This is a genomic window from Streptomyces sp. NPDC033136 (genome assembly GCF_055578235.1).
In genome coordinates, this window is sequence record NZ_JBVIPD010000021.1 from 113,316 (window position 1) to 137,724 (window position 24,409).

Here is a 24,409-nt window from a genome sequence, read left to right on the forward strand (position 1 = left end):
GAGGTCTACGCGGCGTCGCTACCGTCGTGGTGGATGGTGGTCAGCACGGTGATGCTGACCGGTTTGTCCCCGACTAGGTTCGTTGCTGCTGCGTGCAGGAGGGTCGAGCCCGAGCCGTGCTCCTCGGTGCGCTCGGCCCCGATTTGGGCGACCCATGCCTCGAAGGCGGCCTGTTTGCTCGCGTCGTCCATTTCCTCGCCGACGGCCGACGGTTCGCACGGGCACCGGCTCCTTCCCCCATCTGTCCGACGAGAATGCGCTGTATGGAAGCGGTTCGAGACCACCCAGCAGAGCCACGATGTGATCCCTGACGAGAACGGCAAGACCGCCTACGAGGGTGTCCTGCCCGGCGGCAAGGGGCTGGCCGGGAAGGTCGCCGCCGTCACCGGCTGAACCCGCCATGGCCGGCCTGCCCTTCGCCCTCGCGCTCGGCGCCGGGATGCTCGCCACCGTCAACCCGTGCGGCTTCGCCCTGCTCCCCGCTTACCTGTCCCTGGTCGTCCTCGGCGACGTGTCGGAAACGAAGTCGCGCATGGCAGCGTTGGTGTCGAGCCCGGCGACGCCGACGACGTTCGCCTTGCCCTGGTAGTCGGCGGCGACCTTGGCGGTCTCGGCGGCCTGCCCCTTGCACGTGGGACACCACGGCGCCGCGAACCACAGCACCGTGGGCTTGCCCGCGAGCGTCAGGGCGCCGAACGGCTTGCCGTCCACGGTGGCGGTGAAATCCAGCGCCTCGGGCACCTGCGCCCCATCCAGCGCGCTCCGCTGCCGTTGGAGGCGGTGGGCGACTGGGCGGCTGGGCGGCTGGGCGGGGGATGGCGCCTTCGACGGGGCGGCTCCCCTGTGGGCAGCACTTGCTGCTGACCATTGACCGGTCACCGCGCCCCCGTGTTCGACGTGGGTGTTACGACGCCTGGGCCACGCCCGCACCGACATCTGCTCGGTCGGAGAGGTGAGAATCTCACCCCGCTGATCGGAATAGGTATCTCAGCCCAGGCTGAGGGAGAGGCTCGCGGGGATTGCGTCGAAGGCTTCCTCGATGCGGCGGGCCAGGGTCTTGGTGCCGCCGTGGCCTCGGCGGTTGTCGTAGCCGCGTCCGGCGACCCAGTTGCGGGCGCCGCAGCGCCAGGCGCTGAGGGCGAATTCGCCCAGCAGGCGCAGGCGGACGTCCTCACGGCTGTCGGTGGCGAGGCGTCGTTCGAGGATCTCGACGAGGCGCTGCTGGCACTTCATGGAGGACAGGATGCTGTGGTCGCGCAGGACGGGGGTGCCGGCGGCGAGGCGGCGGGTGGCGAGGAACCGCTGGTCCCATCCGTCGGGCATGCCGAGGATCGCGGCGGTGAGTGACAAGCGCAGGGCGTCGAGGGCGGGTCCGTGGCCGGCGTGTTGCTCGAAGTGGGCGGTGTAGGCGTCCCACAGTTCGCCTTCAGCGGCCATGGCGACGTCTTCCTTGGTGCCGTAGTAGCGGAAGAAGGTGCTGCGGCCGATCTCCGCGTGGGCGGTGAGCTCTTCGAGGGTGACGCGGTCGAAGCCGCGCTCGCTGAACAGCGTCAGGGCGGTGTCGGCGAGTGCGCGGCGGGTGCGCTGCTTCTTGCGTTCACGCAGCGGAAGGCTGCTGTCGTCGTCGGGGGCGGGACTGTTGGTGGCCACGGCAGCAGGTTACCGAAACCAGACCCGGACCTGAATGGCACTGGAGCCATTAAGGAACTCGTGCCAGAGTTGTACTCAGTCTCATTTTATTGGTGGGGTGGGCCTGCGCCCTCACCCGCTCCGGCCGACTTCTGGGGAGAGCTGTCGCGTGAACCGTCGCACCGAGACCCCGCCCGAGATCACCCGCGCTGACGCGCACCTCGTGGTGATCACCATCAGGTACGTGGGTGAGGCCGCGTGTTGTGCTGCCGTTGCCGAGACGGCGGCGGCCAGCCGGGAGCAAGAGCCCTGGCCCGTCGGGCTGTTGAGCTGGTCGCTGTTCGCCAGCACCGACGGACAGGCGTTGATGGCGTACGAGCAGTGGACCGGCGATGCGGCGCTGGATACCGTGCTCGCCGCGCCAGAGCCTCATGTGCCGGGGATCGCGGGCACCGAGCCGTCCGCGCCGGTGCGCTACCGCCTGCACCGCTCGCACGTCAGCACCACCGGCTCTGGCGCGGTGGGCTGCATCGTGACGCCGGTGTTCGACACGGACGGGCCCGGGCGGCAGCGGCACTTCATCGACGAGGTCTTCGCCATGACCAAGGACGTGGCCCCGATGCCCGGTGCGATCGCCGCGCACTTCCACACCAGCAGCGACGGCACGCGGGTGTTCAACTATGCGGAGTGGCGCGACGAGCAGTCCCACATCGACGCGCTGGCCGCCGACGATCCGCAGCACGTCCGGCGCCGGGTCAGCGGGGAGATTCCGGGGGTCCGACCGTGCGGGTACCGGCGCTGGAACCTGCACACCGCCCTTCTCGCGGCCTGACCGCGAGGAGGGGGAGCGCCATGTCCGCTACGTCCACGACGCACGACGCCGCCCCTGCTCCGGGTCGGGCCACCCTCACGGTGCTGCTGCTCGCCTCCACGCTGGGGGTGATGGGCGGTGCCACGATCGCTCCGGTTATCGAGGTGATCCGCCAGGCGCTCGATGTGGGAGGCGCCGCCGCCGGCCTGGTGCTCACCTCCCACAGCCTGGCCATCGCCGTGGTCAGCCCGGTGGTGGGCAGGGCCACCGACCGCTTCGGCCCACGCTTGCCGCTCGCCCTCGGGCTCGCGGTCTACGGGCTGGGCGGCGGCGCGGGCCTGGTCACCGGTTCCTACCCGGCGCTGTTCGCCTCCCGGCTGGTGCTGGGCGTCGGGGCGGCGGCGGTGTTCACTTGTTCCACCGCCGCTCTGCTCGGCCTGTACCGGGGGGAAGCGAGGGACAAGGTGATGGGCTGGCGTACGGCGGCCACGACAGCGGGCGGCTTCGTCTACCCGCTGGCGGCCGGCGCGCTGGGCAACCACTCCTGGCACGCCCCGTTCGCCATCTACCTCATCGGTCTGCCCCTCGGCGCCGCCGCACTCCTTGCTCTGCCGCGCGCCACCCTGGCCGGCGAGGACGGCCATAAGACGCGGCGGGATCGCGGCGGTGCGGTCCGGCTGCTGCGTGAACACCCGCTTGTCCTGGGCCTGTGCGGGCTGTGGGTGGCGACCACCGGGCTGATGATGGTCCTGGCCGTCTCCCTGCCTCGCCGCCTGGACCAGCTCGGTATCCACGACACCCTCGTGGTCGCCCTGTTCGGCACGGTCATCGCCTCGGGTGCCGCGACCGCGGTCGGCCTCACCTACGCCAAGCTCGCGGCCCGCCTGGGACATGCTGCACTGATGCGGATCGCGGCTGCCGCATGGACGACGGCCCTGCTCGTCTTCGCCTTCGCCGACCATCCGGTGCTGCTGCTTGTCGTACCGGCCCTCACCGGGATCGGCAGCGGCATCACCATGCCCACCCTGACCGTCCTCGTGGACCGCGCGGCTCCGCCCGAGCAGCGCGGCACCGCCACCTCGTTGCAGGCCAGCGCGCTGTTCGGCGGGCAGTTCGTCTCGCCGCTGGTGTTCGGCCCGCTGATCGATGCCACCTCGATCGCGACCGGTGCCCTGGTGGCGGCGGGCGGCACGACCCTGATCCTCATCGCCCTGTTCCGGCTCAGGGATCTGCCGGAGACAGACGCCGGCAGCTCCGCGCCGGAGGCGGCCGCCGTCACGGAGCAGACCTGAAACGCTCTGTGCCCAGGAGCGGTGCGCGGCTTGGTGGGCGCCGCCAGGAGACGGACCCGGGCTGTACGGCCCTGCTCACCGCGCCTCGGGCTGCCGGCGGGGCAGGGCCAGGGCGACGACGGCGACGACGGCCAGCACCGCCGCGATCACCAGGAACGCCCGCGCGTACCCCGCGGCCAGATCCCGCGCCCGGGCCGAGCCGCCTGGTGCGGCGATGGTGGACAGCAGGGCAAGCCCCAGCGCGCCGCCGACCTGCTTGGCGGTGTTCATCAGCCCGGACGCGGCCCCGGCGTCAAAGGGCTCGACGCCGCTGGTGACGGCGGTGGTGATCGGCGTGAGCAGCAGCCCGGTGCCGGCGGACAGCACGAGCGCCGGGCCCAGCACCCCGTCGACGTAGCCGCTGTCGGGGGTGATGCGGCTCTGCCACCAGAACCCGGCCGCGCAGACGACGGCGCTGAGCGCGATCAGCGTGCGCGGCTCGGAGTGCCGCATGAGTCGCGGGGCGAGGCGGGCGCCCACTGCCATGGTGACCAGGGTGTGCGGGAGGAAGCCGAACGCGGTCTGCAGCGGGCTGTAGTGGAGCACCTGCTGCATAAACAGCGACAGGAAGTACCACATCGGGATCAGGCACGCTCCGGTCAGCAGCAGCACCAGGTTGCCCACCCCGACCGAGCGGACGCGAAAGAGCCGCAGCGGTATCAACGGCGCCCGCGCCACGCGCGCTTCGACCCCGGCGAAGGCGGCCAGCGCCAGCACCCCGGCCGTCACCGCGCCCAGGGGCACGGGGTTGCCCCAGCCCAGGGCCTCGGTCCGCGCCAGGCCGTAGGTCAGGGCGGCGATGCCCGCGGATGCGAGCACGGATCCCAGGATGTCGAGGCGCACGCGAGCCCCCGCGTCCGGTCCGCCCTTCAGCACGCGCAGGGCCAGCAGCGTTCCTGCCGCGCCGATGGGGACGTTGACCAGCAGGATCCACCGCCACGACAGGTACTCGGTCAGCACCCCGCCGATCAGGTTGCCCGCCGCGCCGCCCGCGACCCCGACCGCCGTCCACACGGCCAGCGCCCGCGTACGGACCGGCCCCTCGGGAAACGCCCCGGTCAGGACGGTCAGCGTGGCCGGGGCGAGCAGCGCCGCCCCCGCACCCTGCACCGCGCGGGCCGTGATCAGCGCGCCCGGCGCTCCGGCGAGCCCGCCCGCCAGGCTCGCCGCCGAGAACAGTACGAGCCCCAGCGTGAAGGCCCGCTGATGTCCCAGGACATCGGCGAGGCGGCCTCCCAGCAGCAACAGCCCCGCGAAGGCGAGCCCGTAGGCGTTCACCACCCAGGGCAGATCCGCCGGGGCGAAGCCCAGGGCGGACCGGATCGACGGCAGCGCGACGTTCACCACGGAGACATCCAGCACCACCATGAACTGCGCGGCACAGGCCAGGCCCAGCACCCAGCCCGCCCGGTGCCGCCCGAGGTCCGATCCCGCCGGGCTGCCGTCCAGGGCCGTTCGGTCCCGCTGCCCCACGTCCCCCAGCTCCTCACCGGGCGTGCACGCCCACCTCCGCCGGCTCCGATCCTTTATGATACGGCGTATCACAATGAGCCCGACAAGCCCCTGAGCGAGGCACGCCGTGCCCAGAACCGCCGACCACGCCCAGCGCCGGGCCCAGATCATCGACGGTCTCAACCGTGTCGCGGCCCGCGACGGCGTGCACGCCGTGACCATGCGCGCGGTCGCCACCGAGGCCGGGGTCTCGCTGCGGCTCGTGCAGTACTACTTCGAGACCAAGGGCCGGCTGATGCTTGCCGCCCTGCGCCACCTCGAACAGCAGAGCCACGCACGCTGGGCAGCCCGTCTGGCCGCCCTGCCGGAGCCGCCCACACCCCGGGCCCGCGTTGAGGCTCTGCTCGCCGAGGCCCTGCCCACCGACGAGGCCAGCCGCACCTTCCACATCCTGTGGACTTCGTGCGCGATGCTGGCCATGACCGACCCGGACGTGGCCGCCCAGCCGTTCACCGAAGGGCCCGACCGCCTGGAGACCCAGCTCGCCGGCCTGCTGCGGCAGGCGCAGACCGACGGCGCGCTCGCCGGGCACTCCGACCCGGACATCGAGTCCGCGCGCCTGCTCGCCCTCGGCCACGGCCTCGGCGCGAGCGTTCTCGTCGGCCGACGGACCCCGGAGTCGGCGATGGCCGTACTGGGCTACCACCTGGACCGGCTGTTCTGCAGCGAGTGAGTCCTCACTCATTGACTGAGTGAGGACTTCATCTTTCTGACGTTGACGTCTGGTGTTGGTGCCGACGTCCAGCGGGGTGGTCCCTGTCCGTTCCTGCCTGGCTCAGTGGGGAGTTGGGGCGCGGCCGAGTCAGGCGTCGATGATGACGGGGATAACGAGAGGCCGGCGCCGGTGGGTGCGGAACGCCCAGTTGGCCACGGCGCGGGCGATGAGCTGTTCGAGCTGGCGGGCGTCGCCGACGCCTTCCTCGGCCGCGGTGGCCAGCGTCTTCTCGATGACGGGGACGACCGGCTCGAAGGTGCTCTCGTCGTGCACGAAGCCGCGCGCCAGGAAGTCGGGAGCCTCGGCCAGGGCGCCGGTGTCGGCGTCGACGAGGGCCACGACGGTGACGACGCCTTCCTCGGCCAGGGTGAGGCGGTCCTTGAGGGAGGCCTCCGTCGCGCCACCGACCTCCATGCCGTCCACGTAGACGTTGCCCGCGGGCACCTTGCCGGTGATGGCGGCGCGGCCCTCGACAAGGTCGACGACGACACCGTCCTCGGCGATCACGACCCGGTCAGGATCGACGCCCGTACGGATGGCGAGGTCGGCGTTGGCCCGCAGGTGGCGGAACTCGCCGTGCACGGGCATGACGTTGCGCGGTCGGACGATGTTGTAGCAGTAGACGAGCTCCCCGGCGCTGGCGTGGCCGGAGACGTGCACCTTGGCGTTGCCCTTGTGGACGACGTTGGCGCCCCACCGGGTCAGGCCGTTGATCACCCGGTAGATGGCGTTCTCGTTGCCGGGGATGAGGGAGCTGGCGAGCAGGACGGTGTCGCCCTTGCCGATGCGGATCTGGTGGTCGCGGTTGGCCATCCGCGACAGCGCCGCCATGGGCTCGCCCTGGGAGCCCGTACACACCAGGGTGATCTTGTGATCCGGCAGCTTCTCCAGCTCCTTGGTGTTCACGACCAGGCCGGAGGGAACTTTCAGATACCCCAGGTCGCGGGCGATGCCCATGTTGCGGACCATGGAGCGGCCCACGAAGGCCACCTTGCGGCCGTGCGCGTGGGCGGCGTCCAGGACCTGCTGGATACGGTGCACATGGCTGGCGAAGCTGGAGACGATCACCCGCCGCGGCGCCGTGCGCATCACCTGCTCGATCGCGGGGTTCAGCTCGCGTTCGGAGGTGGTGAAGCCGGGGACCTCGGCGTTGGTGGAGTCGGTGAGGAACAGGTCCACGCCCTCCTCGCCGAGCTGGGCGAAGGCGCGCAGGTCGGTGATGCGGTCGTCCAGCGGGAACTGGTCCATCTTGAAGTCGCCGGTGTGCAGCACCAGCCCGGCTGAGGTACGCAGGGCCACCGCGAGGCTGTCCGGGATGGAGTGGTTGACGGCCACGAACTCGCAGTCGAAGGGACCGAAACCACGCCGGTCGCCCTCGCGTACACGCACCGAACGGGGCCTGATCCCGTGCTCCTTGAGCTTGGCCTCCAGGAAGGCCAGGGTGAGCTTCGAGCCGACGACGGGAATGTCCGACCGCTCCCGCAGCAGGTACGGAACACCGCCGATGTGGTCCTCGTGGCCGTGGGTCAGCACTACGGCCACGATGTCGTCCAGCCGGTCCCGGATCGAAGTGAAGTCCGGCAGGATCACGTCCACGCCGGGCTGGTTCTCCTCCGGGAACAGCACACCGCAGTCCACGATCAGCAGCTTGCCGGCATGCTCGAAAACGGTCATGTTGCGGCCGATTTCACCCAGACCGCCGAGGGCGACGACACGCAGCCCTCCTTCGGGCAGGGGTGGGGCGGCTTTCAGCTCGGGGTGCGGATGGCTCATACCTTGACGCTACCGGAGAGTGGGACAGGATGATCCATTGCCTGTCCGGTGGAGTCGGGCCAGGCCGGGGAGCATGCGGAAGTTCGGCAGCTGGTCACGGCTGGGGAAGGGACAGTGAGCGCTGGGGGTGGTAGCGCCCGCCGTGGGTGAGCCGTACGCCGGGTGTGCTGGACATGATCTCGTGTCCCTTGTCGTGGTCGCCTGCCTCGGCGGCCTCCAGGTGCGCCTCGATGCTGGTCCACTCGGTGTAGAGGAGAACCCTTGAGCCATCGGCACTGAGCAGGAAGTGCGCGGAAATCGCCCCGGGATGCCCGCCGTCCTCGGGCTGGACGGCGATGAGGCTGTCGACGAGGTGGCGTTGCCGCTCGGGGCCGTCGACATCGAAGGCGGCGGTGATCAGGCAGCCGGGGAGGCGGGTCTCGTGTTCCTCGGCCAGGCTGTGGTGCAGGCGGTACCGGGGCGGGCCAGCCAGCGGGGCCGCATAGCCGCCGCCGCGCAGGTAGGTGTCGTATGCCAGGGAGCTGTCCCACTGCGCGAGCGTCAGCACGCTCTCGCCGTCCGTGCTCGCGAACCAGCTCACGGCGGCCAGGCCACGGGGCGGGCGAGTGCAGTCCAGTGCGTCGGCTTCGGCGTCGGCCACCAGCCGCTGCCGGTCGGGGTCCGCGACGTACCGGGCGCCGATCACCGCGGTGCTGGTGCGGGTGAGGTCCGGGAACGAGGGGGTGGTCAACACGCTCTCCCTGGGAGGTGGACGGTGGTGGTACCGCGACGATGATGCCGGGGTGGCAGCAGGGCCGGGCAACTGCTTTACGGAGCCCCAGGGCAGGCGCCGGGCACGCGGGCGGGAGCTCATGTCACACCACGCATCCGGCCCTGGCGTACCGGTCCTGCGGCACCACCTTCACGGCCTCCACGGCCTCCACGGCATGCCGGCTGAACCGCGTGGCCGGCACTCGGTCGTACGCGGTGGGCGTTCCGCCGCGCTGGACGTGCCCGAGGGTCACGCGCATGAAGGGGCTCCTCCAGGAGATTGGTCGTGCGGCGTCAGAGCCGGTTGCCCGCAGCCGGGATGCAGAGGGGCAGCGCCACCCCGAGGGGGAGTGAGGCAGCGCTGCCGTGAACGACGGCGGCGATCAGGGCGGTGAGGCCGCCGTCCGTTCCACTCGCTTGCAAACCTACCCTAACGAAAGGGTAGCTTTTTAGTCCGGCAAGGGCGCCGGACGAGGAGGCGAGGCGGTGGGGCCGTGACCGGAAGGCTGATGCAGATCGGCGAGGTGTCCGAACGGACGGGACTGTCCCTGCGCACGATCCGCCACTGCGAGAACGTCGGCGTCGTCGCCCCGAGCGAGCGCAGCGCAGGCGGCTTCCGCCTCTGCACCGAAGCCGAGGTGCGCCGCCTGTCGCTGGTTCGCCGGATGCAGCCGCTGGGCTTCTGCCTGGAGGACGTGCGCGCCATGCTGGAGCTACTGGAGAAGCTGCCCGAGGGCGGCGGACCCCCAGCACCGCACGGCGCGACTCCACACACTCGCCGTTGTTGCGCCGACATCCGCGTCCTCATCCCCCGTCCATCAAGCGAGCCCCGAGCAGGTCCCAACTCCATGACCGTACGCGCATACCGCATGCCCTTCCGGCGCCTCCTGACGGACCCGATCGGCACAGTCGGCCGGGCCCTGCCCCTTCCCGGGGTGGCCGGACGCTAATGAGCTGGTCGAATCCGTCGTCCTCGGGCTCATCCAGGGCCTGACCGAGTTCCTGCCGATCTCTTCCAGTGCCCATCTCCGCCTGACCGCGGCGTTCGCGGGCTGGGACGACCCCGGCGCCGCCTTCACTGCGATCACCCAGATCGGCACTGAGACGGCCGTTCTGATCTACTTCCGCAAGGACATCGTGAACATCGTGTCCACCTGGGCGCGTTCGCTCTTCGACAGGACGCTGCGTGGCAACCACGACGCACAGATGGGCTGGCTGGTCATGATCGGTTCGATTCCGATCGGTGTGCTCGGCGTCACGCTCAAGGAGCAGATCGAGGGTCCCTTCCGCGATCTGCGGCTGATCGCCACCGCGCTGGTCGTCATGGGCGTCGTGCTGGGCGTCGCCGACCGGCTCGCCGCCCGCGATGAGAGGGGCGGCAGGCGCTGGGCCGTGAGGGGGCGCAAGTCGCTGAAGGACCCTCGGTGTCCGGGACGGGCTGATCTTCGGGGTGTGCCAGGCCATGGCGCTGATTCCGGGCGTCTCCCGTTCCGGCGCGACGATCAGCGGGGGTCTGCTGATGGGTTACAGCCGTGAGGCGGCGGCCCGGTACTCGTTCCTGCTGGCGATCCCCGCGGTGCTGGCCTCCGGGCTCTTCGAGTTGAAGCCGCGGCAGAGGAGGGCAGCGTGTCGTGGGGGCCCGACGATCATCGCCTTCGGCATTGGATACGCCGCCATCGCGTGGTTCATGAAGGTCATCACGACCAGGAGCTTCATGCCGTTCGTGTTCTACCGGGTGCTGTTGGGCATCGCCATCTACGTGCTGGTGGGCGCGGACACGCTCAGTCCGCACGGCGGCGAATCGGCTGAATAGCTCGAGGCCCGACGTATGAGTGGCCCTTGACCGTCGGTCTGTTGACCACTGGGGTGTCCGACCTCCGACGGTCGCTGGTCTCTTTTCGCTACCGAGCCCATCGGCGTGCTCATGGTTCTTTCTGGTCCTCCCGGGTGGGCTCCCTCCAGCAGGACTTCACCGGCTCCCGGCTTGACCGCCTCATCGCCGGCCATGACTGGCCGAGCCTGGTGGTGAATCTCACGTTACGGAAAGGTGAGTGGGTGTCCTCCTGTTCGTTGACTGGATGAGCAGCGGCCTTGTTGTGTGCTGCGGGCGGCTTGGGCGGGGCAGGGGTGCTCTCCGGCCACCTGTTGGCAAAGTGAAGGTAAAGCTGCTGCTACGGTGAGTTGATGGCCGTCCGGAACTCCTGTCGCGCGGGGCGGCCGGGCTCTTGTCTGCCCGCCTCTGCCGCGCCGGCCTGCCGCCGATGCCGCTCGGGTGCCGCTGTGCGCCGAGTGAATCCCTCCTCTTACGGAAAGGACGAGTTGTGCCGAAGGACGTACCGCTCGCCGTGCCGCAGCCGCAGTCGTATGAAGCGGCGCCGGGAGAGAGATCTTCTGCAGCCGGACGGGATGCGTTCTTCGACAACGCGAAGTACCTGCTGATCGTGCTGGTGGCGGTGGCGCATTCCTGGGAGGCCGTGGAGACCAGTCGCGCCACCAAGGCGCTCTACATCCTCGTCTACACCTTCCACATGCCAGCGTTCATCATCATCTCCGGCTACCTCTCACAGAGCTTCGCGGCCCGTCCCCGGCAGCTCAGGCGGCTGGTCACCGGCCTCGCGGTGCCCTACGTCGTTTTCGAGACGGCCTACTCGCTGTTCAAGCGGTACGTGGACGATGCCCCGGACCACGCCATCAGCCTGCTGGACCCGTGGTTCCTGACCTGGTTCCTAGCCGCGTTGTTCATCTGGCGGCTCACCACCCCGCTGTGGAAACGCCTGCGCCACCCGCTGCCCGTAGCGCTGATCATCGCGGCACTCGCTTCCACCTCTCCCGGCATCGGGGAGGACCTCAACCTCCAGCGCGTCCTGCAGTTCCTGCCCTACTTCGTGCTCGGCCTGTGCCTCAAGCCCGAGCACATCCGGCTCGTGCGGCGCCGCGAGGTCCGCCTGCTGGCCCTCCCCGCCTTCCTCGGCGCGGGCCTCGTGGCCTACTGGGCGGCGATCCGCATGAGGACCGCCTGGTTCTCCCGCAGCGACACTGCCCAGGAACTCGGGGAGCCCTGGTGGACCGGTGTCCTGATGACGCTGGTGCTCTTCGGCTGCTCGCTGCTGCTGACGGCCGCGTTCCTGTCCTTGACGCCGACCCGGCGCATGTGGTTCACGGCGCTCGGGGCCGGCACGATCTGCGGCTATCTCCTCCACGGGTTCCCGATCAAGTGGGCGGAGTACGCGGGCGTCTTCCAGACCTACGCCTGGCTGAACGATCCCGCGGGCAAGGTCGTCCTGTCGGTCATCACCGCGGCCGCGGTCACTCTGATGTGCACCCCGGTGGTCCAGCGGCTTCTCCGGCCGGTCACCCAACCCGACATGGCCTGGGCCTTCCGCTCGGTCCCGGCCGAGCGCCCCGACCCGTCCACGCCCGCCGATGGTGCGCAAGCGCCCTCCGGTGCGAGGGAACTCGCACGCGCCGACCCGGCGTAGCCGACCTCAGGCATCGGCCTGACATACCTAACGTGACGTAAGGAAGGGCACGCGCTCGTCGGCGTTCACTGCGGTCGGCCGCCGTAGCCGCCGCCCCACGCTCACGCCGACGCCCGGCCGGTGAGAGGCGCCCTGACAGAAAGTAAATCAGAGGCAAAATTCGCTGGTAATCTGACTGTCGCCGATGGCTCAGGGTCGCTGGGCGTCTGGCGAGCCCCTGGGTGCGCCCTTTGCCACCCATCGGCGCTGCTGCGGACATCCGGTGATCGACCTCGTCATTGCGGATCGGTCTGCAGCCTCGTCCTTTCTTTTACGAGAGAGTAGAGTGTAGTGAGCGGTGTGCCTGACGCGGCTGTCCCGGACGTCACGGTGGTGGTCGGTGCCTATAACGCGATGCCCTATCTGACCCGGTGTGTCATGTCCGTGGTCGAGCAGACCATCGGACGCGACCGCATCGAGCTGATCGCTGTGGACGACGGCTCGACGGACGGCAGTGGCGCCGAACTGGACCGGCTGGCCGCCGAGTTCCCTGAAGTGATCAGGGTCGTGCACCAGGCGAACTCCGGCGGGCCGTCCGCGCCGCGCAACGCGGGACTGGAACTGGCGCGTGGCCGGTACGTGTTCTTCCTGGACGCCGACGACTACCTGGGGCCCGAGGCTCTTGAGCGCATGGTCGCCATGGCCGACGCCAACGGCTCCGGCGTGGTGCTCGGCAAGATGGTGGGCGTCGGCGGCCGGGGCGCACCCCGCTCGATGTTCCTGCGCAACCAGCCGCGTACGGACGTCTTCTCCTCACGGGTGTACTGGACGCTCAGCCCGCTCAAGCTCTTCAGACGCGAACTGATCGAGCGGCTGGGCCTGCGCTTCCGCACTGATCTGCGGGTCGGCGAGGACCAGCCGTTCGTCGCCATGGCCTACCTGCACGCCGCCGCGATCTCCGTGGTGGCCGACTACGACTGCTACTACTGGGTGGAGCGGGAGGACGGCAACAACGTCACGCTGACCACCCGGGGCACGCAGCCCCGGCTGCGCTTTCTGCGGCTGATGTTCGACCTGCTCAGACGGGAAGTGGAAGCGGGCCCGCGACGGGACCTGCTGGTCCGGCGCCATCTGGAGGTCGATCTCAACGGCGCACTGGGCCATCTGGTGCGCGAGAACGAGCCGGACGTGCGTCAGACGGCCCTCACCGAGATCCAGGACATGCTCGACACCTGGTGCACCGACGAGATCGCCGAGCGCCTGCCCGCCATGACCCGGCTGCGCTTCCACCTGGCCCGCCGGGGCCAGATCGACGAACTGCGCACAGTCGTCGCCTTCGACCGGTCCGGTCGGCGGGACAAGGTCATCGTCGACAAGGGGCGCGCCTACGGTGCCTACCCCTTCTTCCGGGACCCGGACGTGGGCGTCCCCGACGCCTGCTACGACCTCACCGACCAGCTGCCCGTACGGCATCACCTGAACTCGCTCTCCGTGGACGGCAGGTGGCTGCAGGCGGAGGGGCACGCTTTCATCCACCGCATCGACACCCGGAAGACCGGCACCGACGTCGTGCTGCGTGAACGGGAGCAGGGCACTGAATACGCGTTTGACGCCGAGACCGTCAGCACGCCCGAGGTGACGCGGTCGGAGGGTGAAGGGCTGTACGACTACGACCGGGCCGGGTTCAGCGCGCGCATCGACCTGGCCACGGCCGCTGACGGCAGCGCCCTGCCCGCCGGGCTCTGGGACGTGTTCCTGCGCGTCCGCGGCCAGGGCATCGTCAAGGAGGCCCGGTTCGGCAACCGGCGGGCCGCGGACATCGACTCCCGGCCGCGGCCACACCTGGTCCGTGTCACCGAGGAGCGAGCCCAGGTCGTCACGCCGTACTTCACCAAGCCGTACGACAACCTCACCCTCGACGTCGGGCAGCGCAAGCACTCCGTGCGCCCGCACAGCGTCATCGACGATGCCACGTGGGCGCCAGACACCCCTGCCACGCTCGTCCTCGGCGGCCGTATCGATGTCCAGGGCATCGCGGGCGGCGACCTCGTCCTGCGGGCCGACTGCGACGGCCGGACCGTGGACCTGGACGCCTTCCAGACCGTGACCTTCACCGCCGGCGGCCGTTTCGAACTCCGCACCGACCTTGCTCGCGCCGTCACCGCCGGAACGCTGCGGTGGGGCGTGTGGCAGTTCTCCGTGGGCCTACGAGGTCCCGGAGTGCCCGACATGCCCGTCCCGCACGATCGCGTCCTTCCGGCCGTGCGCTTCCGGCGCCGGGGTCTGCCCGTCTACGCAAGGCCGCTGTCCGGGCGGAAAGCCCTCACCCTGCGCCTGGACCGTATCGACCCGGTCGCCGGTGTCAGGCGACGTCTTCGCCGACTGACCGGGGCGAAGGACTCCGCGCCGTCCGGCTGATCCGCCGCCTGACAGTGTTCGTGCCGAGCAGCATCTGGACGGGCGGTGACACGCTGGAAACCGGTGCGGCGAACCACGCCGACGGTGCCAACTCGGACGGCAACTCTCGTCTCACGTGAGGGTAGGCTCTGGATGGGGGAAACCCTCGGCTGCGAGGAGGGCAGGCGATTATGGCGGGTGTGGCGGTGTGTCCGTCGTGTGAAGAGAGCGAGGAACTGCGCGGTCGGCCCGTGGGTGACGACATCGAGGTCACCTGCCTGACGTGCGGCGTGCAGTGGATGCGCGGTGGTCTGCGCTGTGCGAGCTGCGGCGGCCAGGACATCGTGCACCGGCCGCAGGCGATGACCCGGCACTCGCGCGGCACGCAGTTGTCCATCATCGGCTGGCGCGAACTGCCGCTGTGCCGCGGCTGTGACGCCGACGCCCTGGAGACCTCCATCGCGCAGAACGTCCCCGTGCCCAGCGACTACGTCGCCGCCTGCCTCGGCGCCGCCCAGGCGCCGGCGGCGACCGCTGCGCCGGGCGCGTCGCAGCCGACATCCGCACCCGCCCCGCAGCCTGCCCCCGCGCCCGTGCCTGCCCCCGAACCCGAGGCGAAAGCCACTCCGCCCGCGAAGAGTTCACCCGGGCCTCGCACCGCGCCACGCCCGCGGACGGCCCGGCCGCAGGCTGCGCCGTCGCCGCCCATGGTGCCCACCGTCCGGCAGGCCATCGCCGCCTTCATGACCGATGCCTCCGGGCAGACCGATGCCACCGCGATGCTGCTGTTCGGCACTCACCTCGGCTCCCACAACCGGCTCAGTGTGCTGGAGGAGGACGGGGCCGCCGACCGGCTCGCCAACTGGTGTGCAGGCCACTGGGGCGACGGCGGCGACCGCGACCAGCGGGCCCTGGACACGATCTGCCGGGCCGTGGACTTCTGGGGCGCCCGTGGCTGGCTCGCCTCCGACCCGGCCGCCCACCTGCGCTGAGCGGCGCGGATGCCGGGAAAAGGCAGCCCCGGGCCGGGAATTGCTTGGAGGACCCCTCCCCGGGACTGCCGCGCCGACCGGACGTGCCCAGCTCCCTGCCGACGATCGAACCCTACTTCAGCGTAAGAGTCTGATGCTGATCTGCTCAGTACGTTGCAAACTTCACAACAGGGTGACTCTCGCGTTAGGTTAGAGATGAACGGTCGGGGACGCGGCGGTGCGTCCCGCCTCGGGCCACAGAGGCGGGGCCGGACAGTCGCTCCGGGCGGCCCCTGGCCGCAGCCCGCGAGACCAGTCCTGCCCTGACCGAAACGGTCTCGCGGGCCCGACTTGCTCCTGGCATGACTGCGGGCCCCCGCTACCCGACGCATGCCCGGTCCTCCCTGCAAGAGACAAGGAGTCCGCATGCTGTCCTCGATCTCTGCTCCCGGCGGCGCCGAACTTGCCGCGAGTGCGCCGGAAACCAGGCGCCTGCTTGAAGCCGCCGCGCGCCTGGCCCGCACGCTGCCGTCCGCGACACCCGTCCTGGGAATCCTGCGCGGCTGGAACCGCGCCGATCGCGACCGGGCGCGGCAGCTGCGCCAGGGCCTGGCAGAACACCGCATCCGCACCATGGAGTTGAGCCCGGTGCCCGAGGCCGGTGAACGGGACGCAGAGCGCCGGAATCCGGCGCGCCCCCGGGTCGACCTGCTGGTGCACACCGGAGGCCCGCAGCCGGAACAGGCCATGCGGGCGGCGGCCCTGTGGCGGATGCCGCTGCTGATGGAGCGTCCCGAGGGGCAGGCGGGCGGCGAGCTGAACGCCTTCCAGGCGCACCGCCGGGCGGTCATCGGCATCCGTCTCGCCGACGGAGGCTTCGCCGTTGGCGTGCGCGAGGCGGTCCTGGTCTCGCTGCAGCCGCACCCGGGCAACGCCCGCCTCATCCTCGACAACGAGAAGATCACCACCCCCGGCGAGCAGCCGCTCCGTGTCCGTCTCGCCGATCAGGGCCTGCTGGAAGTCCGAGGTGACGCCTTCGGTCTCCGCCGTGTCAGGCGCCTGCGCTTCGAACGCGCCTGGGGTGCCTACCGGTTGGACATCGACGGAATGCCCTCCCGCGACGTCCGCGCCCCGCTGCGGCTGGAGGCCGAACCCGGGCGCCTGCACCTGCTCCACCCATGACGGGTTTGGCGGGCGGGCGCTGGCTCGGGTGCAGCCCCGGCTCCGCGCGGGGGAGGAGGCCGGGGCTGCACGATGGCGCGTCACCGGTCCGCCGCGCCAGCAATCCTCACCGTACTCTCGTGTCGCGTTAACGTTTATCCTTTTGTTCACGGGTCGTGCAACCTACGCCTGTAGGGGAACTTCAGCATCTGGGAGCGGCAGCCGCTTGCCGCTCAACCCTCCCCGTGCGTTAGAGTAAGCGTGCTCGCCGACAGTGTCGGTCTGCTTTCGAAAGCTGTTCCCGGGCCGCTGCCGACCTTGTCGTCAAGGTCGCGGCCCGGGAGCGGCGCACATGCCGCCTGTCGGGCTGTCCCGACCCGCTCCGTACGACCGTCTGCGCGCGGGGAGAGTCGTGACTGCAGAAGTCACTCGCATCGAAATCGCCGACTGTCTCGCCGGTGTCTTCGCCAACGGAGCGGTCACCAAGCATGATCTGCTGATCGCTGCCGCCGGCGCCCAGGCCGAAGTCCTGGCGGTCCCCCGTCGGCGCTGATGGCGCAATAGCCCCTCATCAGCGGTCCGTCGATGCCTCCGGGCCCGGTGGCGCCACCCCCGAATCATGATGTCCACGCTCCCCTGCGCCATCGAAACCCTCCCGGGCCGCCTGTACCTGTTGCACCCGTGAGGGAGACGCCGACGCCCCGGGAGGGCAGGACGGGCGGGTACCTCGCTCCCAGGGCGTGCGGCCGCGGCCTCCGGGCCGCACGGGGGGACGGCTCCGGGTTCGCGAGGCGGCGCGTCACCAGTCTCCACGGCGCCGCCTGTCCGTCAGCATACCCTCACGTGACGTCAAAGATGGCCAGGGGTGGCGTCGCGTACAACCCTCCTCGCTCACGGAGAGTTGCTGATCGTTATACGGCTCTTGTCATTCAACTCTTCCCTTGCGTTAGGGTAGTGTTGCTTGCCGACATAGTCGGTCTGCTTCCAGAAGCCGTTTTCAGGCGGTGTCCGCTTTGTTACCTCGGTCACCGCTCGATGACGGTGCCAGAGCCGCCCGTCCGGGCTGCCCCGACCAGTGCAGCGCCGCCGAAGAGCACACCGCGCTGACGCATTCCACATCTTGGGGAGAGCCATGACCGCAGAGGTCACCCGCATCGAGATCGCCGACCAACTGGCCGGACTGTTCGCGAACGGCGCCGTGAGCAAGCACGACATGCTCATCGCCGCTGCCAACGCCCGCCCGGAGGTCCTTGAAGTTCTCTCGGCGCTGCCCGACCGTCGCTACACCGAACTGCGCCAGGTCTGGGAGGACTTGCCGCGGGTCCCCGTCGGCGCCTGAGACGGCGGGAAAAGTCGAACCATGGCCTTGTTCATGCTCCAACTCGCCAGTGGCGAGGACGCCGTCATCGAGGCGGACGCCGCCGGGTGCACGGCTGCGGGAGAGATCGTGCTGGAACGCACCGACCAGTACGGTCCGGCGGTCCGGCTGAAGACGTACCCGGTCGAGACAGTGACTGCGGTCTTCAGGCAGGCCCCGCTCGACGGCGGCGGTTACGGCTGGCTTCCCCAGCCGACGACCGGCACCTGGTGGTGCTACTGACGCCTTGTACGGCCGATGGGAGGACCCTGATGGGGATCTTTCTGCTGGAAATGACCGACGGCAGCGAGATGATCCTCACTGCGGGCCGCGCCACCCGCACGGAGACCGGTGACGTGGCCTTCGAGTACGTCGACGCCCGCGGAAACTGGTCGCGCTCATGCACCGTTCACAGTGCCCAGGTGAAGACCGCCTACGCACGGCGCGTCGGCGAGGACGGCGTGGCCCGCTGGGTACCTCAGCTGTCCGTGGGCCGCTGGTGGGCGTACTGAACACGGTCCGCCGGCATTGGCCTCCCGGCCTCCTCGTGAGGGCTTCGAAGTGGAGACCGGCGTGGAACGGACGTCGTGCCGGTCTGTTGCTGAGACTTGGTCATGCTGTGGGACTCAAAGCGACAGGCGTTCGACTGGCGGGCCCCGTGCTCCGACGGTCCCTCCAGCACGCGGTATATGCCCTCGGGGTCACCGCAGAAGTCGCAGCGCGGCCGGAATCCGCCGCCCGAACACCGACGGCCTCGTCACCGAGCCCGGACACCTCGCGACAGGCAGATGCGACGGGTGGTCCTCGGTCCCGTGCCCTCACGGTGGTGCACGCCAACTGCCGCAGCCGCGCCCGAGCCGCATCGACATTGCCGTACCCGGAGACGGAACGATCCCTGTGACCGAGCGACGAAACAGCGTGGACGGCAAACCCGCCACACAGCTCCCCCCGCAAGTGCGGGCCGTGCCCGAAGGAAGGCTGCTGCAGTACTGGAAGGAACGCGAACGCCAGCACCTGCGCGATGTGTACGCCGGGTTGCGCATCAAGAAGTTTCCCGAGGACCTGCGGATACTCGAACACCTGCTGTGGCTCTCCCGCAGTCAGGTGGTCATAGAGCTGGGGACGCACCTGGGCGGTTCCACCCTGTGGTTCCGCGACCGCCTGCGCACCCTGGCCGCATACGGCCGCGTGCCTGAGGACATCCGCGTCGTCACCGTCGACCTGGATCAAGCCCGGGCACAGGCGCTCCTGCAGGACGCAGACCCGTATTTCGCCAAAGACATCATCCTCGTCGAAGGAGACATCACCGACCCCGGCATCACCGCAGCCGTCTCCCAGCGCATTCCTGCCGGCGCCCGGTGCCTGATCGTCGAGGACACCGCCCATACGTACACCACCACCTATGCCGCCCTGCAGCACTTCTCCTCATTCGTTGCCACCGACGGGTACTTCGTCGTCGAAGACGGCATCGTCGACATTCCTCAGCTGTCTCCGCCCGGCCTGTCCGGTGGGGTCGTGCCGGCCATCCGCGACTGGCTCACCACAGACCCGGGACGGCATTTCCAGGTACGTCGAGACCTTGAGCTGTACGGCATCACCTGCCACCCCCACGGCTGGCTCCAGCGCATCCACCCCTGACCCGCGTCGTCAACACGGTGAGGGGCATGCCCCTGACTCGGCGCAAACGGCGCGGCGGCTTTGAGCTCTGGGCGCGGATGGCTCACCCCCTGAGCTCACCGGAGCGCCTGCTGAGGTAATCCCCTGCCCATCCCGTGGGATCGGGGGCCAGCGCGGCGCCGGGCACGCCGGTCACGCCAGGGGGAGGGGCAGCGAGCGGTGGAGGTGGTAGCGCCCGCCTCCGGTGAGCCGTACGCCGGGCGTGCTGGACATGATCGCGTGGACCTTGTCGTGGTAGCCGGCCTTGCCGGCTTCCTGGGGCGCTTGGATGCTCGTCCACTCGAGGTAGAGGAGCACCCCGGTGTCGTCGGCCAGCTGAGCAGGAAGTGTGCGGAGATCGCGCCGGGATCCCCGCCGTCCTCGGGGTGGACGGCGATGAGGTTGCCGACGAGGTGGCGTTGCCGCTCGGGGCCGTCGACGTCGAAGGCGGCGGTGATCAGACAGCCCGGAACGCGGGACCCGCCCCCTCCTCTCGGTCAGGCTGCGGTTGAGGCGAAGTGGGGCAGGCCGGCCAGCGGGGCCGCGTAGCCGCCGCTGCGCAGGTACGCGTCGAGTGCCACGGCACTCTTCCACTGGGCGAGCGTGAGTACGGCTTCGCCGTCGATGCCCGTGAACCAGCTCACGGCGGCCAGGCCGCGGGGCGGGCGGGTGCAGTCCAGTGCGTCGGCTTCTGCGTCGGCGACGAGCTGCTGCCGGTCGGAGTCTGCGACGTACCGGGTGCCGAACACCGCCGTGCCGGCGCGGGTGAGTCCGGGCGAGGATGCGGTGGTCAACGCGGTCTCCCTGGAGAGCGGGCGGCCGGATGCCGCCGATGACGGCGGAACGGGAGTGAGGGCAGGCAACTGCCTTACCGAGCTCAAGGGAACGCGCCGGAGACGCGGGCGCGAGGTCATCTCACAGCACCACTTCGGACTCGGCGTAACGGCCGGCCGGAACGGTCTTGAGCGTCTCGACCGCCTCGGCCAGTGGCACCATGGCGATGTCGGTGCCGCGCAGCGCGGTCATCATCCCGAACTCTGCGCGGTGCACGGCCTCCACGGCGTGCCAGCCGAATCGCGTCGCCAGGACCCGGTCGTACGCTGTGGGCGTTCCGCCGCGCTGGACGTGTCCGAGGATCACCGGCCGGGCCTCCTTGCCGAGGCGCTCCTCCAGCTCGATGGCGAGCTGGCGGGCGATCCCGGCGAATCGTTGGTGACCGTAGATGTCCTTGCCGCCCTCGTCGAAGTCCATGGCGCCGGGCTTCGGCTTGGCCCCCTCGGCGGCCACGACGATCGCGAAGCGCTTGCCCGCCTCGAAGCGCTCGCCGACCTTCCGGGTCAGCTCCTCGATGTCGAAGGGCCGTTCGGGGACGACGATGGCGTGGGCGCCGGCCGCCATGCCGGAGTGCAGCGCGATCCAGCCGGTGTGGCGGCCCATGACCTCCACGATCAGCACGCGCTGGTGGGACTCGGCGGTCGTCTTCAACCGGTCGAGAGCCTCGGTCGCCACGCCCACGGCGGTGTCGAAGCCAAAGGTGACGTCCGTGACCGCGATGTCGTTGTCGATGGTCTTCGGCACGCCGACGATCGGCAGGCCGCTGTCCGACAGCAGCCGGGCCGCCTTCAGTGTGCCCTCGCCGCCGATCGGGATGACGGCGTCGAGCCCGAGCTCCTCAACGTGCCCCTTGGCCCGCTCCACACCGTCCCGCAGATGCTCGGGACGGACTCGGGAGGAGCCGAGGATGGTGCCGCCGCGGGCGAGGATGCCGCCCACCGCGTCGAGGCCGAGCTTGAGGTAGTCGCATTCCAGAAGGCCCTGCCAGCCGTCCCGGAACCCGATGACCTCGTCGCCGTGGTCGGCGACGGCGCGGTGCACGACGGACCGGATGACGGCGTTCAGGCCGGGGCAGTCGCCGCCGGACGTGAGGACACCCATGCGCATGACGTTTGCGGACTCCTGATGCAGGGGCAGGCGGCAGACGACGCGGTCGGCCCCGCCCGTTGGTGGTCGTGGGGCGGCACCGCCCCTCGGGGGAAAGAGGGCGGCGCCGCTTGACGACGACGGCGGCCTGTCGGGGCCTCCCTCGTAGCAACGATTGTCAATCTACCCTAACGTCAGGGTAGATTTGTAGCCCGGCAAGGACGCCGGGCAGACGACGCGAGGCGGTGGGGCCGTGACCGGCAGACTGATGCAGATCGGCGAGGTATCCGAACGGACGGGACTGTCCCTGCGCACGATCCGCCACTACGAGAACGTCGGCGTCGTCGCCCCGAGCGAGCGCAGCGCAGGCGGCTTCCGCCTCTACACCGAAGCCGAGGTTCGCCGGCTGGCGGTAGTGCGCCGGATGCGGCCGCTGGGCTTTTGCCTGGAGGACGTAAGGGCCCTGCTGGAGCTACTGGAGAAGCTACCCGAGGGCGGCGGACCCTTGCCGGAGAACGACGGGCGAGCACACGAGGAACTGGTGGCACAGTTGCGCAAGTACTGGGTCGAAGCGGATGCGCGGTGTGAGGACCTGCGCCGACAGCTGGGGCAGGCGGAGGAATTCGCCCATTCCCTGCACGGGCATCTGGCCCGGGTCGTGGATGCTGCCGCGACAGCCGATGCCGGGGCGGAGGCCGTGCGATGAGCGCGAGCGGAGAGTGGGCGGCTTCGGAGGCGGCCCGGCGGCGGACGTTCGCCGTGATCAGTCATCCGGACGCGGGCAAGTCCACGCTGACCGAGGCGCTGGCGCTGCATGCGCAGGCGATCACGGAGGCGGGTGCGGTGCATGGCAAGGCGGGGCGGCGTGGGGTGGCCTCGGACTGGATGGAGATGGAGAAGGCCCGGGGTATCTCGGTCACGTCCGCGGTGCTGCAGTTCGCCTATCGGGGTTGTGTGCTGAACCTGCTGGACACCCCCGGCCACGCGGACTTTTCCGAGGACACCTACCGGGTGCTGGCGGCGGTGGACTGTGCGGTGATGCTCATTGACGCGGCCAAGGGCCTGGAGGAGCAGACCCGCAAGCTCTTCGACGTCTGCCGGCATCGCGGTATCCCGGTCATCACGTTCGTGAACAAGTGGGACCGGCCCGGCCGTGAGGCGCTGGAGCTGCTGGACGAGATCGAGCGTGAGTTCCGCCTCAAGCCCACGCCGGTGACCTGGCCGGTCGGGGATGCCGGATACCTGCGGGGGCTGATCGACGTACGGCGGCCGGAGCGGATGCTGCGCTACACCCGCGCTCCCGGCGGCGCCCACGAGGCGATCGAGGAGACGGTGCCGGCCGTGCAGGTAGCTCACGACGAGCCGGAGGACTGGGGCCGGGCCGGCGAAGAACTCGACCTGCTGCACCTCGACGGCGCCGTGCACGACCAGGAGGCGTTCCTGGCGGGCCGGAGTACGCCGGTGTTCTTCGGCGCGGCGGTCTCGAACATCGGTGTACGGCTGCTGCTGGACGCCGTCGTGGACCTCGCGCCGCCGCCCGGGCCGCGCGAGCTGGAGGGTGGCGGCCGTCGGGCGGTCGAGGCCCCGTTCTCCGGGTTGGTGTTCAAGGTGCAGGCCAACATGGATCCCGCGCACCGCGACCGGATCGCCTTCATGCGGGTGTGTTCGGGGATCTTCGAGCGCGGGATGACGGCCACCCGGGCCGCGACGGGCAAGCCGTTCGCCACCAAGTACGCGCACAGCGTTTTCGGCCAGGACCGCTCCATGGTCGACATCGCCTACCCGGGCGACGTGGTCGGCCTGGTCAACGCCACCGCATTGCGCGTCGGTGACACCCTCTACGCCGAGCAGGCGGCCGTCTTCCCGCCGATGCCGACCTTCGCGCCGGAGCACTTCGCTGTGGTCCGCCCGGTCGACCTCGGCCGGTCCAAGCAGTTCCGGCGCGGCATTTCACAGCTGGACGAGGAGGGCGTGGTCCAGGTCCTCGTCTCCGACCTGCGGGGCGACCAGGCGCCGGTGCTGGCCGCGGTCGGGCCCATGCAGTTCGATGTCGTCGCTGCCCGCATGGCCGGAGAGTTCTCCTCCCCGGTGAAGCTGGAGCCGCTGCCCTACCACCTGGCCCGCGCGACCGACGCGGCCGGCGCGGAAGCGCTCAACCGTTCCCGGATCGTCAAGGGCGAGGCCCTCACCAGAGTCCGGGACAAGACCCAGCTCGCCCTGTTCCCCGACCGCTGGCAGGCGAACTCTTTCGAGCGGGAGTTCCCCGACGCCCCGCTCGCCCACCTCATCGCCGCCCACGACTGACGACGCACGCGAAGCCACCGAACGCCGCGCCGCAGCCCTGCCGCTCTTGCGTCCGCGGCGTGCGGCCACCGGAAGCTGCGGGCTGAGCTCGGCACGGACGATCAGTGTGGACCGTCAAGTGGACGCCACAGGTCGACAACGTGGGGCGCACGCAAAAGGGCGTCGTGCGTGGACACGCCCCGGGCCGAGCAGGAGGCGGTGCATGGGGCGGCACTGGCTGCCGTCACCGCACTGAGGGAGGGCTGCGGTAGAGGGGACGCCCCGGGCCGTCGACGGACGGCCAGAATCGGGACCCAGAACTTACCCTCACGTCACGGCAGGGGTGGTGGCGTCCGGGAACCGGCTCGAACGTGAGGGCCATGACAGGGGGATGGTGTGCCCGTGCGGTGAGAGCCAGGAGCTGCGGGGCGAGCAGTCTGAGTGTGCTGGAGGGCAACGGTGTCGCCGACCGGCTCGCCGACTGGTGTGGCGGGTACTCGGGTCACGACGGCGACCGCGCACAGCGGGCCCTGACGGCGCTCTGTCGCGCCATCGACTTCTGGGACGACCGTGGCCGGCTCGCCTCCGACCCGGCCGCAGACTCCTTTTGAAGCCGCTGACGGTTTGCTGGTCCTCGGCGGTCATCAACTGGACGGGCGAGATGCCGCCACCCGCGTCATCAGCT

General features: G+C 70.2%; 25 protein-coding genes and 2 pseudogenes. 17 read left to right on the plus strand and 10 right to left on the minus strand.

Annotated features, from left to right (window positions below; genetic code table 11):
* Nucleotides 1-5: 5 nt before the first annotated feature.
* The 3 genes from ACZ5TL_RS30565 to ACZ5TL_RS30575 form a co-directional block, all read right to left on the minus strand.
* Complete coding sequence (locus ACZ5TL_RS30565) at nt 6-191, minus strand: hypothetical protein (protein WP_468593839.1); 186 nt, start codon at nt 189-191, stop codon at nt 6-8.
* A gap of 292 nt (nt 192-483) precedes the next feature.
* Nucleotides 484-741, minus strand: coding sequence for a redoxin domain-containing protein (locus ACZ5TL_RS30570; protein ID WP_468593840.1), 258 nt, complete (start codon nt 739-741; stop codon nt 484-486).
* A gap of 246 nt (nt 742-987) precedes the next feature.
* The gene (locus ACZ5TL_RS30575) at nt 988-1,650 is read right to left on the minus strand and encodes a TetR/AcrR family transcriptional regulator (protein ID WP_468593841.1); all 663 of its coding nucleotides are present in this window, start codon (nt 1,648-1,650) and stop codon (nt 988-990) included.
* A 148-nt stretch (nt 1,651-1,798) separates the two neighbouring features.
* Between ACZ5TL_RS30575 and ACZ5TL_RS30580 the strand changes: the two genes are divergently transcribed.
* Complete coding sequence (locus ACZ5TL_RS30580) at nt 1,799-2,461, plus strand: antibiotic biosynthesis monooxygenase (RefSeq protein WP_468593842.1); 663 nt, start codon at nt 1,799-1,801, stop codon at nt 2,459-2,461.
* A gap of 20 nt (nt 2,462-2,481) precedes the next feature.
* Nucleotides 2,482-3,732, plus strand: coding sequence for an MFS transporter (locus tag ACZ5TL_RS30585; protein ID WP_468593843.1), 1,251 nt, complete (start codon nt 2,482-2,484; stop codon nt 3,730-3,732).
* Nucleotides 3,733-3,807: 75 nt separating this feature from the next.
* Here the strand turns inward: ACZ5TL_RS30585 and ACZ5TL_RS30590 are convergent, their stop codons facing one another.
* Complete coding sequence (locus ACZ5TL_RS30590) at nt 3,808-5,244, minus strand: DHA2 family efflux MFS transporter permease subunit (RefSeq protein ID WP_468593844.1); 1,437 nt, start codon at nt 5,242-5,244, stop codon at nt 3,808-3,810.
* A gap of 106 nt (nt 5,245-5,350) precedes the next feature.
* Here ACZ5TL_RS30590 and ACZ5TL_RS30595 point away from each other — a divergent pair, with 106 nt between their 5' ends.
* The gene (locus ACZ5TL_RS30595) at nt 5,351-5,956 is read left to right on the plus strand and encodes a TetR/AcrR family transcriptional regulator (protein WP_468593846.1); all 606 of its coding nucleotides are present in this window, start codon (nt 5,351-5,353) and stop codon (nt 5,954-5,956) included.
* 129 nt (nt 5,957-6,085) lie between these two features.
* Here the strand turns inward: ACZ5TL_RS30595 and ACZ5TL_RS30600 are convergent, their stop codons facing one another.
* From ACZ5TL_RS30600 to ACZ5TL_RS30610, 3 genes and pseudogenes are all read right to left on the minus strand, one after another.
* Entirely contained in the window at nt 6,086-7,771 is a 1,686-nt protein-coding gene (locus ACZ5TL_RS30600) for a ribonuclease J (RefSeq protein ID WP_468593847.1), read from the minus strand.
* A gap of 94 nt (nt 7,772-7,865) precedes the next feature.
* Complete coding sequence (locus tag ACZ5TL_RS30605) at nt 7,866-8,501, minus strand: hypothetical protein (protein ID WP_468593849.1); 636 nt, start codon at nt 8,499-8,501, stop codon at nt 7,866-7,868.
* A gap of 124 nt (nt 8,502-8,625) precedes the next feature.
* Nucleotides 8,626-8,775: pseudogene (locus ACZ5TL_RS30610) on the minus strand (6-phosphofructokinase); the annotation flags it as partial.
* A 240-nt stretch (nt 8,776-9,015) separates the two neighbouring features.
* On the opposite strand from ACZ5TL_RS30610, the gene ACZ5TL_RS30615 reads away from it, so the two are divergent.
* The 11 genes and pseudogenes from ACZ5TL_RS30615 to ACZ5TL_RS30665 all read left to right on the plus strand — a co-directional run bounded on the left by ACZ5TL_RS30615 (nt 9,016) and on the right by ACZ5TL_RS30665 (nt 19,503).
* The gene (locus ACZ5TL_RS30615) at nt 9,016-9,471 is read left to right on the plus strand and encodes a MerR family transcriptional regulator (RefSeq protein ID WP_468593850.1); all 456 of its coding nucleotides are present in this window, start codon (nt 9,016-9,018) and stop codon (nt 9,469-9,471) included.
* Nucleotides 9,471-10,334 (plus strand): annotated as a pseudogene (locus ACZ5TL_RS30620) (undecaprenyl-diphosphate phosphatase). Before ACZ5TL_RS30615 ends, ACZ5TL_RS30620 begins: the two are co-directional and overlap by 1 nt.
* A gap of 508 nt (nt 10,335-10,842) precedes the next feature.
* Nucleotides 10,843-12,000: an acyltransferase family protein gene (locus ACZ5TL_RS30625; RefSeq protein ID WP_468593851.1), complete on the plus strand. Its 1,158-nt coding sequence runs from the start codon at nt 10,843-10,845 to the stop codon at nt 11,998-12,000.
* Between the two features lie 339 nt (nt 12,001-12,339).
* Complete coding sequence (locus tag ACZ5TL_RS30630) at nt 12,340-14,397, plus strand: glycosyltransferase (protein ID WP_468593852.1); 2,058 nt, start codon at nt 12,340-12,342, stop codon at nt 14,395-14,397.
* Nucleotides 14,398-14,627: 230 nt separating this feature from the next.
* Nucleotides 14,628-15,368, plus strand: coding sequence for a hypothetical protein (locus ACZ5TL_RS30635; protein WP_468593854.1), 741 nt, complete (start codon nt 14,628-14,630; stop codon nt 15,366-15,368).
* Between the two features lie 405 nt (nt 15,369-15,773).
* Complete coding sequence (locus ACZ5TL_RS30640) at nt 15,774-16,529, plus strand: hypothetical protein (RefSeq protein ID WP_468593856.1); 756 nt, start codon at nt 15,774-15,776, stop codon at nt 16,527-16,529.
* 391 nt (nt 16,530-16,920) lie between these two features.
* Nucleotides 16,921-17,061: a hypothetical protein gene (locus ACZ5TL_RS30645; protein ID WP_468593857.1), complete on the plus strand. Its 141-nt coding sequence runs from the start codon at nt 16,921-16,923 to the stop codon at nt 17,059-17,061.
* Between the two features lie 579 nt (nt 17,062-17,640).
* On the plus strand, nt 17,641-17,847 hold the full coding sequence (locus tag ACZ5TL_RS30650; protein ID WP_468593859.1) for a hypothetical protein: 207 nt from the start codon (nt 17,641-17,643) through the stop codon (nt 17,845-17,847).
* Nucleotides 17,848-17,868: 21 nt separating this feature from the next.
* On the plus strand, nt 17,869-18,108 hold the full coding sequence (locus ACZ5TL_RS30655; RefSeq protein ID WP_468593861.1) for a hypothetical protein: 240 nt from the start codon (nt 17,869-17,871) through the stop codon (nt 18,106-18,108).
* A 29-nt stretch (nt 18,109-18,137) separates the two neighbouring features.
* Complete coding sequence (locus ACZ5TL_RS30660; protein ID WP_468593862.1) at nt 18,138-18,377, plus strand: hypothetical protein; 240 nt, start codon at nt 18,138-18,140, stop codon at nt 18,375-18,377.
* 385 nt (nt 18,378-18,762) lie between these two features.
* Nucleotides 18,763-19,503 (plus strand): CmcI family methyltransferase, encoded by a 741-nt coding sequence (locus ACZ5TL_RS30665; protein ID WP_468593863.1) that lies wholly within the window; start codon nt 18,763-18,765, stop codon nt 19,501-19,503.
* A 171-nt stretch (nt 19,504-19,674) separates the two neighbouring features.
* Here the strand turns inward: ACZ5TL_RS30665 and ACZ5TL_RS30670 are convergent, their stop codons facing one another.
* The 3 genes from ACZ5TL_RS30670 to ACZ5TL_RS30680 form a co-directional block, all read right to left on the minus strand.
* The gene (locus ACZ5TL_RS30670) at nt 19,675-19,839 is read right to left on the minus strand and encodes a hypothetical protein (protein WP_468593864.1); all 165 of its coding nucleotides are present in this window, start codon (nt 19,837-19,839) and stop codon (nt 19,675-19,677) included.
* A gap of 179 nt (nt 19,840-20,018) precedes the next feature.
* Nucleotides 20,019-20,315: a hypothetical protein gene (locus tag ACZ5TL_RS30675; protein WP_468593866.1), complete on the minus strand. Its 297-nt coding sequence runs from the start codon at nt 20,313-20,315 to the stop codon at nt 20,019-20,021.
* 121 nt (nt 20,316-20,436) lie between these two features.
* Nucleotides 20,437-21,462 carry a 6-phosphofructokinase gene (locus tag ACZ5TL_RS30680; RefSeq protein ID WP_468593870.1) on the minus strand — a complete coding sequence of 342 codons (1,026 nt, stop codon included), beginning with the start codon at nt 21,460-21,462 and terminating at the stop codon, nt 20,437-20,439.
* 232 nt (nt 21,463-21,694) lie between these two features.
* On the opposite strand from ACZ5TL_RS30680, the gene ACZ5TL_RS30685 reads away from it, so the two are divergent.
* From ACZ5TL_RS30685 to ACZ5TL_RS30695, 3 genes are all read left to right on the plus strand, one after another.
* Nucleotides 21,695-22,147 (plus strand): MerR family transcriptional regulator, encoded by a 453-nt coding sequence (locus tag ACZ5TL_RS30685; protein ID WP_468593871.1) that lies wholly within the window; start codon nt 21,695-21,697, stop codon nt 22,145-22,147.
* Nucleotides 22,144-23,745: a peptide chain release factor 3 gene (locus ACZ5TL_RS30690; protein WP_468593872.1), complete on the plus strand. Its 1,602-nt coding sequence runs from the start codon at nt 22,144-22,146 to the stop codon at nt 23,743-23,745. The genes ACZ5TL_RS30685 and ACZ5TL_RS30690 overlap by 4 nt, the downstream gene beginning before the upstream one ends.
* Before the next feature lie 386 nt (nt 23,746-24,131).
* On the plus strand, nt 24,132-24,335 hold the full coding sequence (locus ACZ5TL_RS30695) for a hypothetical protein (RefSeq protein ID WP_468593873.1): 204 nt from the start codon (nt 24,132-24,134) through the stop codon (nt 24,333-24,335).
* The last annotated feature ends 74 nt before the right edge of the window (nt 24,336-24,409 follow it).